Here is a 16,575-nt window from a genome sequence, read left to right on the forward strand (position 1 = left end):
CGAAGGGAATGACATGACAGAGAAACCGCAAGGACGCACCCGTCGCGCGGTGCTCCGCGTCGTGGGCGGCGCCATCGCCGCTTCGGCCATCGGAGTCGCCGCCTTCGGATCGATCAGCTCAGCCGCACTCGGCAGCGACATACACTCGTCGCTCACCATCATCGCCCCGGCGGCTGCGGGCGGTGGCTGGGACACCGTCGCGCGCGAGATGCAGCAGGCGCAGCGCGCCAACGGCCTGAGCGCCAACGTGCAGGTCGTCAACATGCCGGGCGCCGGCGGCACCATCGCGCTCGGCAACCTCTCGCTGCTCGAGGGCCAGGCCAACACCATGCTCGTCGGCGGCACCGGGTTGCTCGCCGCGACCATCCAGTACGGCTCGGCCGCGACCCTGGACGACGTCACCTCGCTTGCAGTCGTGTTCGAAGAGTACGACGTGATCGTCGTGCCCGCCGACTCTCCCTACGAAACGCTCGACGACCTTGTCGAAGCGTGGAAAGCCGACCCGAAGTCGATTCCGTGGACGGGCGGCGGATCCTTCGATCAGCTCGTCGTGACCGACCTCGCGCTCGCCGCAGGCATCGACCCTGTGGACACGACCTACATCTCGTCGGACGGCGGAGGCGAGGCCGTGGCGGCGCTGCTCAACGGAACGGCGAAAGCGGCAACCGGTGGCTACCCCGACAACATCGACCAGATCGAGTCGGGTCGCCTGCGCGCACTCGCCATCGTCGCCGAGGAGCCCGTTGACGGCATCGATATTCCGACCGCGCGCGAGCAGGGCTACGACATCACGCTCGCGAACTGGCGCATGCTCGCGGCACCCGCGGGGCTCACCGATGACGAGACCGCGGGGCTCACCGAACTCGTCGAAGACACGCTCGCCACCGACGAGTGGGCCGAAGCGGTCGAGCGCTACCACTGGACCGACCAAGTGATCACCGGCGACGAGCTGGAGACGTTCCTCGTCGAGGAACGCGACCGCATCGCCCGCCTGTACGAGGAGATGGGGCAATGACGCCTTCGAACAACCCGACCGCGATGTCCGCGGTCGTCGGCGAGGAGATCCGGCTGGGCGCCGGTGACGGCCGCACCGCCGAGCTGCTGAAACAGCTCATCATGCCCGCGCTGCTGGTCGCCTTCGCGGCCTACCTGGGCTACGGCATGCTCACGATGCGCGTGCCCGAGGGCACCGCCTTTCCTGGCCCGCACTTCTTCCCCGCCATCATCGCGGGCGGCCTCGTGCTCTTCGCGATCCTGCTCGTGCTGTCGGCGCTGAAGCAACGCCGCGCCGCCGATGCCGAGCGCGCCGCGGCGACCCGCGACCTCGGCGACTTCGAGCTGCTGAGCATGGAGCACGAGACCGCCGCGGGCGGTGTCTCTGAGGGGCTCGCGGGGGTGGACGCCGGTGACGGTGTCGCAGCCCCGACGCGCGCGGTGAAGCTCGACTGGCGATCCCTCGCCTGGATCGTGGGCTCGTTTCTCGCGTTCGCCCTGCTGCTCGATGTGCTCGGCTGGATCATCGGCGCCGGGCTGCTCTTCTGGTGCGTGGCGCGCGGCTTCGGGTCGCAGAAGCCCATCGCCAGCCTCGTCACCGGCCTCACCGTGAGCTCGCTGGCCTACATCGCGTTCGACATGGCGCTCGGCATGTCGCTGCCCTCGGGCATTCTGGGTGGGGGGTTCTGATCATGGAGTCACTGCAGCTTCTCATGGAGGGCTTTGCCGGAGCCCTCACCTGGCAAAACCTCGTCTGGGTACTCGTCGGCTGCCTGCTCGGCACCGCCGTCGGCGTCATGCCCGGCCTCGGCTCGTCGATGGCGGTGGCCCTGCTGCTGCCCGTCACGTTCTCGCTCGAACCCACCGCCGCGTTCATCATGTTCGCGGGCGTCTACTTCGGCGGCCTCTTCGGCGACTCGACCATGGGCATCCTCATGAATACCCCGGGCCAAGCGTCCGCGATCGCGTCAACGTTCGAGGGCCACAAGATGGCGCTGAACGGGAAAGCGGCGCAGGCTCTGGCGACGGCCGCGATCGGCGCGTTCATCGGCGGCTTCATCGCGTCGATCCTCGTCGTGTTCCTCGCACCCGCCCTCGCCGACTTCTCGTCGAGTTTCGGGCCGGCCGAGTTCTTCGCCCTCGCCGTGTTCGCCTTCGCCGCGACCTCCTCGGTGGTTACCGACAACGCGGTTAAGGGCCTCGCCGCGCTGTTCATCGGGCTCGGGATCGCGGTCATCGGCGTCGACGGCGCCTCTGGAGCGCCGCGCTTCACCCTCGACTCGCCCTTCCTCTTCGACGGCGTCTCGCTCGTCACCGTGACCGTCGCGGTGCTTGCACTCGGCGAGGTCATCTACGTCGCCTGCCTCGAGCGCCACATGAGCGACAAGTCTCTCATTCGCCCCAAGGGGCGGCCGTGGCTGTCGAGGGCCGAGTTCAAGGAGGCCGCGCCCGCGTGGCTGCGCGGCACCGCGATCGGCCTGCCCTTCGGCGTCGTGCCGGCTGGCGGCTCGGAGATCCCGACCTTCCTCGCCTACGGCCTCGAGAAGCGCCTCGATCAGCGCCGCAAGTCGCCCCGCTTCGGTAAGGGCGCCATCCGCGGCCTCGCCGCACCCGAAGCAGCCGGCAACTCGACCACCGGCATGGCGATGGGCGCCCTGCTCGCGCTCGGCCTGCCGATCTCCGCGACCGCGGCGATCATGCTCGCCGCCTTCCGCCAGTACGGGCTGCAGCCCGGGCCCCTGCTCTTCGAGCGCGCGCCCGACCTCGTGTGGGTGCTGCTCGCCAGCTTCTTCATCGCAATGATCGTGCTGCTCATCCTGAACCTGCCTTTCGCGATGCTGTGGGCCAAGCTGCTGCTGATTCCGCGCCCGTACCTGTACGCCGGCATCACGCTCTTCTGCGCGCTCGGCATCTACGCCACGTCTGGCTCGGTCTTCGACCTCATCATGCTGCTCGGCATCGGCATCGTCGGGTTCCTGATGCGCGCGCTCGACTTCCCGCTCGCACCACTCATCATCGGCATGGTGCTCGGGCCGCTTGCCGAAACCAGTCTGCGCGACGCCGCGATGAGCGCCAACGGCGACTTCTCCGTGCTGGTGCACGGGCCGATCGCCCTCACGTTGTATGCACTGCTGCTCGCCGTGCTGGTGTTCGCGGTGCGCGGGCGGATCGTGGGTCGGCGTCGGGCGAAGGCGGCGGATGCTGCTGCTTCGCGGGAGACTGTCGAGGCGTAAGCGCTTGCTGGGGTCACCTTGGCCCAGATAGCGGAGATTCAGGAAATCGCGGACCGTATTCTGCGGAACGGTCCGCGATTTCCTGAATCTCCGCGACTTGGAGTAGTGCGGGTGTGGGTGCCGGATCACCCGGCGGATACCGGCCGGGCTGTCTCCGGTGGTGCGCCGACCTCTGCCACCGTGTGGCCGGTGCACGGGGCACTCGTGACACTGGCCCGCTCGATCCGCGCGAGTGAGAACCAGCGCATCGCGTCGCGCAATCGGCACCAGCCGATGAGATACCACTGGCCGCCCGTGGAAGCGAAGAGCACGGGCTCGACGTCGCGGTGAGTCGTGACGCCATCGCCGGCGGTGTAGCGGATGCGGGTCACGCGCTGCTCGGCCATCGCCTGCTCCAGCGCCGAACGCACGGCGCGTGACGCGGGGGCCTCTGCGTCGATCCAGACTCTCCCGGCGAGCTCATCGGCCCGCGCGCGGGTGCGGGGGTCGAGCGTGTCCACGATCTTTGCGGCGCCCGCTGCCGCGAGGTCTGCATACGGTGCATCACGCGCAGCCGACACCGCGGCGAGCAGAGCGACCGCTTGTGTGGGCGACAGGGTGACGGGCGGCAGCGCCGACCCCGGCGCCAGGCCGTAACCTCCGCCGGGGCCCGGCCGAGACCACAGCGGTGCGCCGCTGCGCTCGAGCGTGACGAGGTCGCGCTTGACGGTGCGCACGGACACGCTGAATTCGCGTGCGAGGCGCTCCGCGGTGACGCCGCGCGATCCGGCGCGATGCAGCATCTCCGAGAGCGCATGGAGCCGCTCCGACCGCTTCATCGTTTGCGGCCCGGCAGCGTGCGTGCAAAATTCATGACATAAATAGTGACATACCGTTGCCCGGGGCGCCCCGCAGAGTAGAGGCATGACCACCACACCACACACCTCACCCATCATTCTGATCGCCGGACACTGGCTCGGCTCCTGGGCCTGGGACTACGTTCTCGCCCACCTCGACACCCCACGCTGCCCCGTCGCCTCGCTGACGCTGCCCGGGCTCGACCCAGCCGACCCGCACCGCGAGAGCCGCACCCTCGACGACCAGGCGGTCGCGATTATGCACGAGATGGAGACGCTGGGGGTCGCCGTGGACCGCCCGGCGATCCTCGTTGCCCACAGCGGAGCGAACGGGCCCGTGAGTCTCGTGCTCGATCGGGCCCCCGAGCTGGTGCGGCGCATCGTGTGGGTCGATTCGGGGCCGGTGGCCTCCGGGAGTGCGTTCGCGCCGGATCTGGCCGACGAGCTGAACGCGTTGCCGCTGCCGCCGTTCGACGTGCTGGGGCAGCAGGCGAGCCTGGAGGGGCTCGGCGATGCGGTGCTCGAGCGGTTCCGAGAGCGTGCGGTCGCCGAACCCGGGCCGGTGCTGCGAGCGCCCGTCGTGCTCACCAACGACGCGCGGCGACGGGTGGCGACGACGCTCGTGTGCTGCTCGATCTCGGGGGAGCAAGTGCTGCAGCTCGCGCGCGACGGGCACCCGATGTTCGCGGAGGTTGCCGAGCTGTCGCACGTCGACGTCGTGGACCTGCCGACCGGGCACTGGCCAATGTGGAGCCGAGCGCGAGAGCTTGCCGCGGTGCTCGAGGCGGAGGCCGCTCGCGTGGGGTGAGCGGTGGGTGATGGGGCGGCGACGTTCGGTGTCGGTGGCCGCCCATAAGATTGCAGGTATGCCAATTTCTGCTCAAGACCGCACATATCTCGACCTCGCCATCGAACAGGCGCAGATCGGTTGGGACGAGGGCGGGGTGCCCATCGGTGCCGCGCTCGTGCGTCACGGGGCAGACGGCGACGAGGTGCTGGCCGTCGGCCGCAACCGCCGCGTACAGATGGGCAGCGTGATCCGTCACGGCGAAACCGACTGCCTCGAGAACGCCGGTCGCCTGCCGGCGAGCGTCTACCGCGAGTGCACGCTCTACACGACGCTGTCGCCCTGCACGATGTGCGCGGGCACGGCCATGCTCTATGACATCCCGCGCATCGTGATCGGCGAGAACCGCAGCTTCGAAGCGTCCGAGTCATGGCTCGCCAGCAACGGCACCGAGCTCGTCATCGCCGACGACGCGACCTGCATCGGGCTCATGGACCGCATGATGAGCGAGCGCCCCGAAGTGTGGGCCGAAGACATCGGGGTCGAGACGAGCGAGCTCGCGGGTGGCGCTGCCGCTGCGACCGACGCTGCGATCGACGCCGAGGGCGGCCGATGAGCGGGGAGCGCACTGAGCGCATCGCCGATCCGGCGCCAGCGACCGCCGAAGCTCACGCCGCTGAAGCCGTCATCGACCGCGATTACCCGGTCACCCCGGTGCCGCTGCACGCGCGCAAGGGATTCTTCTCGCTCGTCGTCGTGCTGCTCGGCTTCACCATCTTCACGCCGACCATGCTCGCGGGTGCAGCGCTCGGGCAGTCGTTCGCGCTGAACGATCTGCTCATCGTCATCTTGCTCGGGTCGACCGTGCTCGGTGCGTACGTCGCGGTGCTCGGGTGGATCGGCGCTCGCACCGGACTCACCACCGTGGTCATGGCACGCTACACGCTCGGCACGCGGGGCGCGAAGCTCGCGTCGATCTTGCTCGGGGGCACGCAGATCGGCTGGTACGGGGTCGTCATCGGCACCATCGGCGAGCTCACCACGCAGGCGTTCGGCTGGGAGAGTTTCGCCGCGAAGGCCGCCGTGATGATCGTGGTCAGCGTGCTCATGTGCGCCACCGCCGTGTACGGCTACCGCGGCATGTACTGGGTGTCGCTCATCTCGACGCCGCTCATCTTGATCCTGGCGTTCTGGGTGATGTTCCGCTCGCTCGAAGAAGTGGGCGGGTGGGCCGGCCTCGCCGCCGTGCAGCCCGACGCCTCCATGCCGATCGCGGTCGCCGTGACCGCGGTCGTCGGCACCTTCGTCTCCGCGGGCACGCAGGCCCCCAACTGGACCCGCTTCGGGCGCTCGGGTCGCCAAGCCGTGCTCGCGTGCATCATCGGCTTCCTCATCGGCAACGGCCTCATGATCTTCTTCGGCGCGATCGGCGCCATCACTTTCGGCGAAGGCGACTTCGTGCTCGTGCTCTTCAACCTCGGGCTCGTCGGGTGGGGGCTCTTCCTCCTCTTCGGCAACCTCTGGAAGTCGAACGCCGACGCGGCGTACTCCTTCGGCGTCGCCGGCGCCGAGCTGTTCTCGAAGCCCAGCAAGACGCGCTTCGTCATCATCGGGTCGATCATTGGCACCGTGCTCGCGCTCTTCGGGGTGAACGAGCACCTGCCGCAGTACCTCGGGCTGCTTGGCACCTTCATTCCGCCGCTCGGCGGCGTCATCATCGGCGACTACCTCGCACGCTGGCGCTCGACGCAAATGCCGCAGGGCGAGGCATTGCCCCGGGCGAACTGGGTCAACCTCGGCGTGTATGCGGTGTCGTGCGCACTCGCATGGGTCGCCGGCGAATTCGGGATCGGCATCCCGCCGATCATCGGCGTCGTCGCGGCGCTGATTCTGTCGGTCGGCCTGGCACGGCTGTCGCCCCGCCGCATCGGGTAGGTGGCCGGTGGGCGGGTTTACGCGCCCCTGAGCGCGGCAAGCAGCGCGTCGACGTCGGCCTCGGTCGTGTCGAACGCGCACATGAGGCGATAGAGCCCTGGCTGCGTCGGCCACGCCCCGAACACGAACTGCGCCTGCGCCCGGGCAGCGACCTCAGCGGGGAGCTCTGCGAACACGGCGTTGGATTCGACGGGCTGGGCGATCCGGAGCCCGGGCACGGTGCCCTCGAGCGCACGAAGGCCAGCGGCGAGGCGCTGCGCCATCTCGTTCGCGCGCGACGCCGACCGCAGCCAGAGATCGCCCTCATAGAGTGCGACGAGCTGCGCTGAGATGAACCGCATCTTCGAGGCGAGCTGCAGGTCGATCTTGCGTAAGAACGGGATGCCTGAGGCGGCACCCGGGCGCAGCACGACGATGGCCTCGGCGCCGAGCAGGCCGTTCTTCGTGCCGCCGAGGCTGAGCAGGTCGACGCCGGCCTCGGTGCTGAGTGCGCCGAGCGTCGTGCCGAGATGGGCGGCGGCGTTGGCGAGGCGCGATCCGTCGACGTGCAACACCATGCCGAGTTCGTGCGCCTGATCGGCGAGCGCGCGGATCTCGTCGGCGGTGTAGACCGTGCCGAGTTCGGTGACCTGCGAGATCGAGACGGCGAGCGGCTGTGAGCGGTGCTCGCTACCGTAGCCCCAGGCCTCGCGAGACACGAGCTCGGGGGTGAGCTTGCCATCGGGGGTGTCGATGCCGAAGAGCTTGAGTCCGCCGGTCTTCTCGGGGGCGCCGGCCTCGTCCGTGTTGATGTGGGCGGTGCGCGCACAGATCACGGCGCCCCAGCGAGGCAGCGCCGCCTGCAGCGCGAGCACGTTCGCGCCCGTGCCGTTGAACACCGGAAAGGCCTCGGCGTCGGCGCCGAAGTGCTGCCGCGCGACCTCCTGGAAGCGTGCCGTGTACGGGTCGCCGCCATAGGCCGCCACGTGCCCCGCATTCGCCCGGGCAATCGCCTCGATCACCTCGGGGTGCGCGCCCGACCAGTTGTCGGAGGCGAAGGCACGTGATGCCTCGGAGTCGGTGGATTCGGTGGCGGCGGCGTGCTGGCTCATGGGTTCAGCCTACGACTCGGGGGCTGTGGTGCTGGTGGGCGGGGGCTCGGGGCGGGGAGGCTTCGCAGCGGCGTTTCGTCGCGACGGAGAAATTGTGTCAATCGGAGGGGGAAACCGGTGGAAACCGCACGACGGAATTTTTCCGGTGCGACGGGAGAGGTGCCAGCTCAGAGGTCGGGGGCGGGGGTCCACCGATCGGTGGACCCCCGAATCAGTCGAACGGTCGTTCCGGGGCGCCGCGCTGCGCGGCAGGCTGGAAGCATGAACGAGAGAACCGGATCCGCCGTCAGCGTGCGCGGCCTCACGAAGCACTACGGAGACCGCGTCGTGCTCGACGGCGTGGACCTCGACATCGCTCGCGGCGAGACGTACGCGCTGCTCGGCCCGAACGGGGCGGGCAAGAGCACCACCATCGAGGTGCTTGAGGGGGTGCGCAAGGCGACGCGGGGTGAGGTGCGCGTGCTCGACGAACATCCGCTCGGCGCGCCGCGCAGTTGGCGGTCGCGGATCGGCATCGTCGCCCAGTCGACGGGCGATCTGGGGCCGTACACGCCGCGCGAGCTCATCACGCATTTCGCGGCCCTGTACTCGAATCCGCGGGGAGTCGACGAGGTGCTCGATCTCGTGGGACTCACCGAACACGCCAAGACACGTGCGACGAAGCTGTCGGGCGGCCAGCAGCGGCGACTCGATGTGGCGCTCGGCATCGTCGGGCGACCTGAACTCGTCTTCCTCGACGAGCCGACGACGGGCTTCGACCCCGAGGCGCGACGCCAGTTCTGGGCAATGCTCGAAGGCTTGACCGTGGAGGGGGCCGCGGTGCTGCTCACCACGCATTACCTCGACGAGGCCGAGTACCTGGCGGATCGCGTGGGCGTGCTGTCGGGTGGGCGCATCGTGGCCGAGGCGACTCCCGATCAGCTCGGCGGGGCAGATGCACGCACGCCGATCGTGACGTGGCGTGATGCCGCGGGGGTGCGCCACGAAGAGCGCACGTCGGCGCCGGGGTTGCTCGTCGAGCGGCTCGTGCGCAAAGCACGTGAAATCGGGGTCGAGACGGGCCCCGCGGAGCTCGAGGTGCGCCGGCCGGCGCTCGAAGACATCTATCTGGAACTGATCGGCGCGAACGGAGCGGAACGATGAGCACGAACGACACGACGGCGCAGGGCGCTCACGCCGCAGCTCGCTCCGGCTCCGACGCGGGCACCCCCTCGGCGGCCGGGGGTCGGGGCCCAGGGATCCTGCGCGCCGGCATCGCCAACATCGGCTTCGAGCTGCGCGGCTACTTCCGCACTCCCGACGCCGTCTTCTTCACCTTCCTGTTTCCGCTCGTCATGCTCGGCATTTTCGGGGTGGCGTTCCAGTCGGCGGGCGACGTCGGCACCCTGCCCGATGGTACGGGCGGTGTGACGATGGCGGCGTACTACCTGCCGGGCATGGCCGCCGCGGGGCTCCTGCTCATCGGCGTGCAGAACCTCGCCACCGACATTGCGCGCGAGCGCAGCGACGGCTGGTTGCGCAGACTCGGCGGCACCCCGCTCTCACCCGTGAGCTACTTCATCGGCAAGATCGGCATGATCCTCGTCACCGCGCTGGCGCAATTCGCACTGCTCGCCGCGTTCGCGGTTGTCGCCTTCCAGGTCGAACTGCCCACCGACCCCGAACTGTGGCTGCGCTTCGCCTGGCTGTTCGGGTTCGGGATCATCGCCATGGCCCTGCTCGGTGTCGCGCTGTCGGCACTGCCGCGCTCGTCGCGCAGCGCAACCGCCGTGATTCTGCCGATCGTGCTGCTGCTGCAGTTCATCTCGGGGGTATATCTGCAGTTCTCGATGCTGCCCGATTGGTTGCAGCAGGTGGCCGGTCTGTTCCCGCTGAAGTGGCTGGCGCAAGGCATGCGATCCGTGTTCTTGCCCGATCACTTTAAACTGCAAGAGCTTGGCGAATCGTGGGATCTGGGGCTCGTCGCACTGAATCTGGGCATCTGGCTGGTGGTCGGTCTCGTGCTGAGCCTCGTCACGTTCAGATGGCAGCGCCGCTCGTGAGCGCCGGTCGTGAGCGCCGCTCGTGAGAGAGTGAACGCATGACGGTTCCGGAGGCTCCCACCGCCGCAGAGGCGCATCCGCTGCGGTGGTGGGACGCGGGCGTGGCCCTGACGCTCGTTGTGATGGCGGGCGCCGGAACGATGGGGCTGTCTCCGGCGACTGAGCTCACGGCGACCGAGGTGGTGCTGACGTTCGGCGCCCTGGTCGCGATCGCGCTCTGGTATGCCGCGGTCGGCCGCTCTGCGATGCGCCGGGCGATCCGCGATGCGCCGGCGAGCGTCGGCGACACCGTGTTCCTCGTCGGGCTCGTCGTGCTGATGGGCATTGCGACGGCAATCGTGCCGTCATACGCGACACTGCAAGCGATCGGCTACCCGATCATCTGGACCATCGCGCGAAGCTACCGCTGGGCAGTGCTCTGGTGCGCGGTGCTGGCGGTGTCGCTCGGCTTCGGTTTCGTGCGTTTCGGCTTGTCGATAGGCGGCGGAAGCAGCATCGGCGCGGCAGTCGCGGTGCAGGCGGTCTCATTCGTGTTCGCGGTAGCGATGGGCACCTGGATCACGCGCATCTTCGCCGCGGGGGAGCGGCATCGCGAGGTGGCCGAAGCCTTGCGCCGTTCGCAGCGCGAAGTCGCCTCGCTCTCCGAGGCCGCGGGTGCGGCGGCGGAGCGCGAGCGGCTCTCGCGCGACTTGCACGACACTCTCACGCAGACGCTGACGGGATTGGTCATGCTCAGCGAGCAGGCGGATCGGGCGCTCGCCGCCGGCGATACGGTCGTGGCTCGGGATCGGCTCGACCGCGTGCGCTCTGCGGCGCGGGATTCGTTGCAAGAGGCGCGTGCACTGGTCGCGACGACGCAGCCGCTCGGCGATGGTGGGTTGGAAGCGGCGCTCGAGCGCACCGCCGCACGATTGCGGGCCGATACCGATCTCGAGGTGCGGTGCGAATACGCGATGCCGGGCGGCGTCGCTCTCGACCGTGAGCATCAGGTCATGCTGCTGCGCGCCGCCCAAGAGGGGCTCTCGAATGCTCGCAAGCATGCCCGCGCAGCTTCGGTGCAGGTGACGCTGGTGTGCATCGACGCTGAAGCGGTGCTGCGGGTCGACGACGACGGGGTCGGGCCGGCTCCAGAGAGTGCGCGCGGTGCGGAGGTTGGCGGCTACGGGCTGACCGGGTTGGCCGATCGCTTCCGCGGCGCGGGAGGATCCGTGCGCTTCGGCGCGGGCCCGAAGCGCGGGGCTCGTCTCGAAGCACGGTTGCCGATTGCCACACTCGCACCTCCATCAGACACACGTGAGTCACGGGAGGCCCAGTGATGGTGCGGATACTGGTCGTCGACGATCACCCGATCGTGCGGTCGGGGATCTCGGGCTTGCTCGCCACGGAGCCCGATTTCGTCGTCGTCGGCGAGGCGTCCTCGGGTGAGGAGGCACTCGCACTGGTCGCCGAGGCCGAACCCGATGTGGTGTTGATGGATCTGCGGATGCCCGGTATGGGCGGGGTGGAGGCGACGCGTCGTCTGGTGCATCTCGCTGATGCGGCGCCACGGGTGCTCGTCTTCACGACGTATGAGGAGGACGATCAGATTCTGGCCGCGATCGAGGCCGGGGCGAACGGATACCTGGTGAAGGCGGCACCCGCTGAGGAGCTTGCGGCCGGGGTGCGCGCGGTGGCGGCGGGGCAGACGGTATTGGCCCCGTCGATCGCCGCGCAACTGGTGCTGCGCGCAGCAGGCGGAGCGCCGGGCAACGCAGGTGCGCCGATTCGGTTGACGCCTCGAGAGACCGAGATTCTGCGCCTCGTCGCCGAGGGGCTCAGCAACCCCGCGATCGCTGGTCGATTGTTCATCGGCGAATCCACGGTCAAGACCCACCTGCTGCGGATATACGAGAAGCTTGGCGTATCTGATCGCACGCGGGCGGTCACCCGCGCGATGGAGCTTCGCCTCATCTGACGCGGGCGCGCGGGAGGGCGGCCGACGCCCGGTTATCCCCACACACTCCCTGAGCACGCACCCGGCGCTGTGAGTAATTACACCCATGTAATTCACATCCTGCGATGGGTCAACAACCCCGGAATGATGCGGATCTCGACGTAATTCGGCGAGGTGCTCTCCCAGAGTTATTCACAGTCATCCACACCCCTGTGGAGAATTACGCCGATGTTATTCACACCTTGAGTCCGTCAGTGCGTGAACGCGGGGTGCGCGGTGGGGCGAGGCAGCGGGGCCTCAAGCGAGTCGAGATACGCGGTCTCTTCCCGGATCACGTCGAGCAGTGACTCCGCAAGGTCGAGAGTGAGCCCGTGTCGCACAACGATGCGCTGCACCGTCACCTCCCCGAGATCAGCCGGGAGCGGGTACGCCGGCACGAGCCATCCGCGCATGCGGAGGCGATCGGAGAGATCGTAGAGCGTCCAGCGATCGGTGTGCCCCTCACGCAGCTTCCAAGCGAACACCGGGATCGTCGACCCGTCGCTGACGAGCTCGAACGCCGGCATCTCGCCGATGGCGTGGGAGAGGTGCAGGGCGACTCGCTGCGAGCCCTCTTGTACCTCGGTGTAGCCGGCTCGGCCGAGACGCAGAAACAGGTAGTACTGCAGCAGTACCTGCGCCCCGGGGCGCGAGAAGTTGAGCGCGAGCGTCGGGGTGTCGCCGCCTAAGTAGCTGACGCGGAACACCATCGACTCGGGCAGCGCTTCGGCGTCGCGCCAGACCACCCAGCCGAGGCCGGGATACACGAGGCCGTACTTGTGGCCCGACGTGTTGATCGATGCGACTCGGGGCACGCGGAAGTCCCACTCGAGGGGCGGCTGCACAAACGGCGCGACCATGCCGCCCGACGCGGCGTCCACGTGAATCGGCACGTCGATGCCTCGCGCGCGTTCGATCTCGTCGAGCACCGCCGCGATCTCGGCGATCGGCTTGTACGCTCCGGTGTAGGTCACGCCGAGGATGCCGACGACGCCGATCGTGTGCTCGTCGACGACCGCGTCGAGCGCGCTGCCGTCGAGGGCCGGGTGATCCGCCGATACCGGCACATACCGCGCCTCGACCTCGAAGTAATTGCAGAACTTCTCCCAGCACACCTGCACGGCGCTCGACATCACCAGGTTCGGCCGAACGGTGTCGAGCCCGGCATCCTCGCGCCGATGCTGCCACCGTCGCTTCAGGGCGATGCCGGCGAGCATGCACGCCTCGCTGGAGCCGATCGTCGAGGTCGCCGGTGCCGCATCGGGGTCAGGGGCATTCCAGAGGTCGGCGATGATGCGCTGGCAGCGCTGCTCGATCTCGGCGGTCTGCGGGTACTCGTCTTTGTCGATCATGTTCTTGTCGAACGCGTCGCGGTAGAGTTCGGCGGCTTCGTCTTCCATCCAGGTGGTGACGAACGTGGCGAGATTCAGGCGTGCGTTCCCGTCGAGCATGGTCTCGTCATGCACGGCGTGGTAGGCGTCGCGTGGCTCCATGCCGCGATCGGGAATGCGTCGTTTCGGTGCGGCATCGCGGAACATGGCGGATCTCCTTCTGCCCGGTGTGGTCGAGGCACTGGGAGGAGCCTCGCCGTGCTGCTCACCCTAGTGAGGCAAGCGACCGGGAATCCAGAGGCGGGTGGTGAACCGGAGGCGATGCTCAGCGATCGCGCCAGTATCCGCAGAAATCGATGGCCTGCTTGGCGACGCCGCGCTCGCCCACGAGGAAGCGGCGCCCGCCAGTGGCGAGCTGCTGCTCTCCGGCGACGAACGCCGATACCGTGCCCTCGGTCGCCTCGACGGGGAGCGCCCGCAGCGCGTCGAGCGCCGCGGCGCCGGGGCGCGCGCCGTGCTCGCGCACGAGCCACTGCACCGAGACGCGGCTGGGAGCTTCGACTGGCTGGCGATCCTCATCGCTCGGTACCTCGATGATGGCGTGCCCGACCGCGTCTCGCGGCAGATCGCGCAGGATGCCGAGCACCGCGGGCAGCGCGCTCTCGTCGCCGACGAGCACGACGCGGTCGGCGTTCTCGACGGTGCGGTACCCGCAGCCCTGGTCGATGAGGGCGACGCGCGCGCCGATGGGCAGCGACGCGGCCCAGGGTGCGGCGACGCCCGCGTGCGAGGGATCATCGGATTCGTGCACGACGAAGTCGATGTCCATCTCGCGCGCATCGGCGCGGAACTCGCGCACCGTGTAATTGCGGATCTCGGGACGCGTGGCCTTCGGAAGGGTGAGGAACTTCAGGTACCCGCGCATGTCGAACTTGTCGGCCATGCGATCGAAGCGCGTGGCGTCGCCGGCGACCGGGATCGCGAGGCGGAACCACTGATCGAAGCCGAGGTCGCGCCACCGTGCCAGCTCATCGCCGGCGACCGTCAGCCGCACGAAGTTCGGCGAGATGCGATCAGCCCGCACGACCTCGGCGGTGACGAGTCCGGTGTCGGCGTGGGCGACGGCGATATTGCTGGCGGGCATGCGGGTCCTTCGTCGTGCGGGGAAGCGTTGGCGCCCGGGCGCGCTGCACACGCGCCGAGGCACCCCCACGCTAGTTCATCAGATGAATATTGCGCAAGGGTGCTTGACAATGTGTTGCTTGGTGCCTAGGTTCATTAGTGAAGTAACTAACCCAGGAAGTTGCGATGTCGGGCCCGACGTCGCAGCGGCCCCGACCGAAACGAGGTGAGGAGTGTTCGACGACAATCGACCGATCTTCCTCCAGCTCGCCGACCGCCTCGCCGACGACATCTTGCGGGGCACCTACGACGAAGACGAACAGGTTCCCTCGACGAACGAACTGGCCGCGCACATGCGCATCAACCCCGCCACGGCGGGCAAGGCGCTCGGCCGGCTCGTCGACGAGGAGATCCTCTACAAACGACGCGGCATCGGCATGTTCGTGTCGCCGGGCGCCCGCGCCCGCATCGCCGCAGAACGGCAGGAAGGGCTCGCCGAACGCTTCGTGCGCCCACTGCTCACCGAAGCCGCAGCACTCGGCCTCGGCCCCACCGACGTGATCCGACTGATCGAACAGGAAACGGAACAATGAACCAGATCGCCATCGACACCCGCGGCCTGACGCGCAGGTACCGCGGCGGCACCGCGCTCGACGACGTCACGGTGCAGATTCACGCCAACACCATCACCGGGCTGCTCGGCCGCAACGGCGCGGGCAAGACCACGCTCATGTCACTCATCACCGCGCAGGATCGCCCCAGCTCGGGCAGCGTCTCCGTCGGCGGGCACGACCCGTTCGAACGCGCCGAGACGATCGAGCAGATGTGCTTCGTGCGTGACAACCAGCGCTATCCCGACGACTACACGCTCAAGCAGGCTATTCGTGCGGCGCGCTTCTCGTACCCCAACTGGGAGCAGGCCACGGCCGACCGCCTCATCGAGGCATTCCGCATCCCGGAGAAGCCGGTGATCAAGAAGTTCTCGCGCGGTCAGCTCTCGGCGCTCGGCATCGTGCTCGGTTTGGCCTCACGCTCACCGATCACGTTCTTCGACGAGCCGTACCTCGGACTCGACGCGACCGCCCGAGCGATCTTCTACGATGAGCTGCTGCACGACTATGCGGAGCACCCGCGCACCATCGTGCTGTCGACGCACCTCATCGACGAGATGGACCGACTGCTCGAACGAGTCATCGTGATCGATCAGGGTCGCGTCGTGCGGCACGACGACGTCGATGAGATGCGGGGGAGCGCCTTCCAGGTCGCGGGCAAGTCGAGCGAGGTCGACGCCTTCCTCGTCGGGCGTCCGGTGCTCTCGCGGCGACGCATCGGCGGTCTCGCGACCGCGGTCGTCGATGAGAGCCTCACCGCCGACCATCGCGCCGCCGCGGGCGGCCTCGAACTCAGCTCCGTCTCACTGCAAGATCTTGTCGCCGCGTACGGCCTCGGCGACACCGCGACGGACGCCCCGGCCGAACTGCACACAGAACGGAGCGCAGCATGAACCGCGTTGTGAAAGTCACGAGGCTCCACACCAACAAGCTCGGGAGCTTCATCGGAGTTCCCGTCGTGATTCTCGCGCTGGTGATGGTCGTCTCGGTCGTCATCGCGCTCGCCATTCAGCGCGCGGGCGGTGCGACCAGCACCGCCGACTACATCGAGGGTGCGCGCTGGAACAGCGGAATCGTCTGGTCGCTGCCCGGATTCCTCATCTACTACGGCGTGCAGGCCGTCGCAACGACCTACCCGTTCGCGCTGGCACTCGGCACGACGCGGCGCAACTTCATTCTCGGCACGGCGCTCGCGAATCTGCTGCAGTCGCTCTACATCGCGGTGCTGCTGGTGGTGCTGCTCGGCATCGAACTCGCCACGGGGCACTGGTTCGCCTCGGTGTACGTGCTCGACACTTACGCGGTGGGTGCCGGAAACCCGTGGGTGCTCGGCGTGACCGCGTTCTTGGGTGTGTGGTTCTGCCTGACGATCGGCGGATTCTTCGGAGCGATCTGGGTACGCTTCGGCGCGAAGGGGCCCGCGATTGTCGGGGCGAGTCTCGGCCTCGTGCTGGCGGTGCTGCTGTTGCTGCTCGCGCCCCAACTGCCCGAGCTGATCGCCGGCGTCACTCGCGGCGGGCTCGCCATCGGAGCGATCGCCGTGATCGTCGCGGCGCTCGCCGTCACCTGGTTCGCGATGCGACGGGCTGCCGTGCGCTGAGCGAACGGCAGCCGCCTCGCG

Annotated in this window: 17 protein-coding genes; 13 read left to right on the forward strand and 4 right to left on the reverse strand. The window is 68.5% G+C overall.

Annotation, left to right across the window (positions count from 1 at the left end):
* Positions 1-13 precede the first annotated feature (13 nt).
* Genes CH42_RS00300 through CH42_RS00310 form a run of 3 tightly spaced genes read left to right on the forward strand, consistent with a single transcriptional unit; the run spans position 14 to position 3,227 of the window.
* Positions 14-1,015, forward strand: coding sequence for a tripartite tricarboxylate transporter substrate binding protein (locus CH42_RS00300; RefSeq protein WP_053351226.1), 1,002 nt, complete (start codon positions 14-16; stop codon positions 1,013-1,015).
* On the forward strand, positions 1,012-1,683 hold the full coding sequence (locus CH42_RS00305) for a tripartite tricarboxylate transporter TctB family protein (RefSeq protein WP_053351227.1): 672 nt from the start codon (positions 1,012-1,014) through the stop codon (positions 1,681-1,683). The genes CH42_RS00300 and CH42_RS00305 overlap by 4 nt, the downstream gene beginning before the upstream one ends.
* Positions 1,684-1,685: 2 nt before the next feature.
* Entirely contained in the window at positions 1,686-3,227 is a 1,542-nt protein-coding gene (locus tag CH42_RS00310) for a tripartite tricarboxylate transporter permease (RefSeq protein ID WP_053351228.1), read from the forward strand.
* 125 nt (positions 3,228-3,352) lie between these two features.
* On the opposite strand, the gene CH42_RS00315 is transcribed toward CH42_RS00310, so the two are convergent.
* A complete protein-coding gene (locus tag CH42_RS00315; RefSeq protein ID WP_053351229.1) occupies positions 3,353-4,045 on the reverse strand; it encodes a helix-turn-helix transcriptional regulator in 693 nt (230 codons plus the stop codon).
* 85 nt (positions 4,046-4,130) lie between these two features.
* On the opposite strand from CH42_RS00315, the gene CH42_RS00320 reads away from it, so the two are divergent.
* The 3 genes from CH42_RS00320 to codB are packed head-to-tail and all read left to right on the forward strand — an operon-like array spanning position 4,131 to position 6,785.
* Positions 4,131-4,871: an alpha/beta fold hydrolase gene (locus CH42_RS00320; RefSeq protein ID WP_053351230.1), complete on the forward strand. Its 741-nt coding sequence runs from the start codon at positions 4,131-4,133 to the stop codon at positions 4,869-4,871.
* Positions 4,872-4,929: 58 nt separating this feature from the next.
* Entirely contained in the window at positions 4,930-5,466 is a 537-nt protein-coding gene (locus CH42_RS00325; RefSeq protein ID WP_053351231.1) for a nucleoside deaminase, read from the forward strand.
* Positions 5,463-6,785 (forward strand): cytosine permease, encoded by a 1,323-nt coding sequence (gene codB / locus CH42_RS00330; protein WP_053351232.1) that lies wholly within the window; start codon positions 5,463-5,465, stop codon positions 6,783-6,785. Before CH42_RS00325 ends, codB begins: the two co-directional genes overlap by 4 nt.
* Positions 6,786-6,802: 17 nt before the next feature.
* Here the strand turns inward: codB and CH42_RS00335 are convergent, their stop codons facing one another.
* Positions 6,803-7,876 (reverse strand): threonine aldolase family protein, encoded by a 1,074-nt coding sequence (locus CH42_RS00335; RefSeq protein ID WP_053351233.1) that lies wholly within the window; start codon positions 7,874-7,876, stop codon positions 6,803-6,805.
* Positions 7,877-8,137: 261 nt separating this feature from the next.
* Here CH42_RS00335 and CH42_RS00340 point away from each other — a divergent pair, with 261 nt between their 5' ends.
* The 4 genes from CH42_RS00340 to CH42_RS00355 are packed head-to-tail and all read left to right on the forward strand — an operon-like array spanning position 8,138 to position 11,872.
* Positions 8,138-9,019 carry an ABC transporter ATP-binding protein gene (locus tag CH42_RS00340; protein WP_053351234.1) on the forward strand — a complete coding sequence of 294 codons (882 nt, stop codon included), beginning with the start codon at positions 8,138-8,140 and terminating at the stop codon, positions 9,017-9,019.
* The gene (locus CH42_RS00345) at positions 9,016-9,918 is read left to right on the forward strand and encodes an ABC transporter permease (protein ID WP_082309192.1); all 903 of its coding nucleotides are present in this window, start codon (positions 9,016-9,018) and stop codon (positions 9,916-9,918) included. Before CH42_RS00340 ends, CH42_RS00345 begins: the two co-directional genes overlap by 4 nt.
* 38 nt (positions 9,919-9,956) lie before the next feature.
* A complete protein-coding gene (locus tag CH42_RS00350) occupies positions 9,957-11,234 on the forward strand; it encodes a sensor histidine kinase (RefSeq protein WP_053351235.1) in 1,278 nt (425 codons plus the stop codon).
* Positions 11,234-11,872, forward strand: a complete 639-nt coding sequence (locus CH42_RS00355; protein ID WP_053351236.1) for a response regulator — start codon at positions 11,234-11,236, stop codon at positions 11,870-11,872. Before CH42_RS00350 ends, CH42_RS00355 begins: the two co-directional genes overlap by 1 nt.
* A gap of 230 nt (positions 11,873-12,102) precedes the next feature.
* Here the strand turns inward: CH42_RS00355 and CH42_RS00360 are convergent, their stop codons facing one another.
* Both CH42_RS00360 and CH42_RS00365 read right to left on the reverse strand, forming a co-directional pair.
* Positions 12,103-13,428, reverse strand: coding sequence for a glutamate decarboxylase (locus CH42_RS00360; protein WP_053351237.1), 1,326 nt, complete (start codon positions 13,426-13,428; stop codon positions 12,103-12,105).
* 118 nt (positions 13,429-13,546) lie between these two features.
* Positions 13,547-14,365, reverse strand: coding sequence for a siderophore-interacting protein (locus CH42_RS00365; protein WP_053351238.1), 819 nt, complete (start codon positions 14,363-14,365; stop codon positions 13,547-13,549).
* A 211-nt stretch (positions 14,366-14,576) separates the two neighbouring features.
* On the opposite strand from CH42_RS00365, the gene CH42_RS00370 reads away from it, so the two are divergent.
* The 3 genes from CH42_RS00370 to CH42_RS00380 are packed head-to-tail and all read left to right on the forward strand — an operon-like array spanning position 14,577 to position 16,554.
* Positions 14,577-14,936: a GntR family transcriptional regulator gene (locus CH42_RS00370; protein WP_053351239.1), complete on the forward strand. Its 360-nt coding sequence runs from the start codon at positions 14,577-14,579 to the stop codon at positions 14,934-14,936.
* Positions 14,933-15,847: an ABC transporter ATP-binding protein gene (locus CH42_RS00375; protein ID WP_053351240.1), complete on the forward strand. Its 915-nt coding sequence runs from the start codon at positions 14,933-14,935 to the stop codon at positions 15,845-15,847. The genes CH42_RS00370 and CH42_RS00375 overlap by 4 nt, the downstream gene beginning before the upstream one ends.
* Positions 15,844-16,554, forward strand: coding sequence for a hypothetical protein (locus CH42_RS00380; protein ID WP_053351241.1), 711 nt, complete (start codon positions 15,844-15,846; stop codon positions 16,552-16,554). Before CH42_RS00375 ends, CH42_RS00380 begins: the two co-directional genes overlap by 4 nt.
* The last annotated feature ends 21 nt before the right edge of the window (positions 16,555-16,575 follow it).

The organism is Leucobacter musarum subsp. musarum (assembly GCF_001273845.1).
Lineage (GTDB): Bacteria > Actinomycetota > Actinomycetes > Actinomycetales > Microbacteriaceae > Leucobacter > Leucobacter musarum.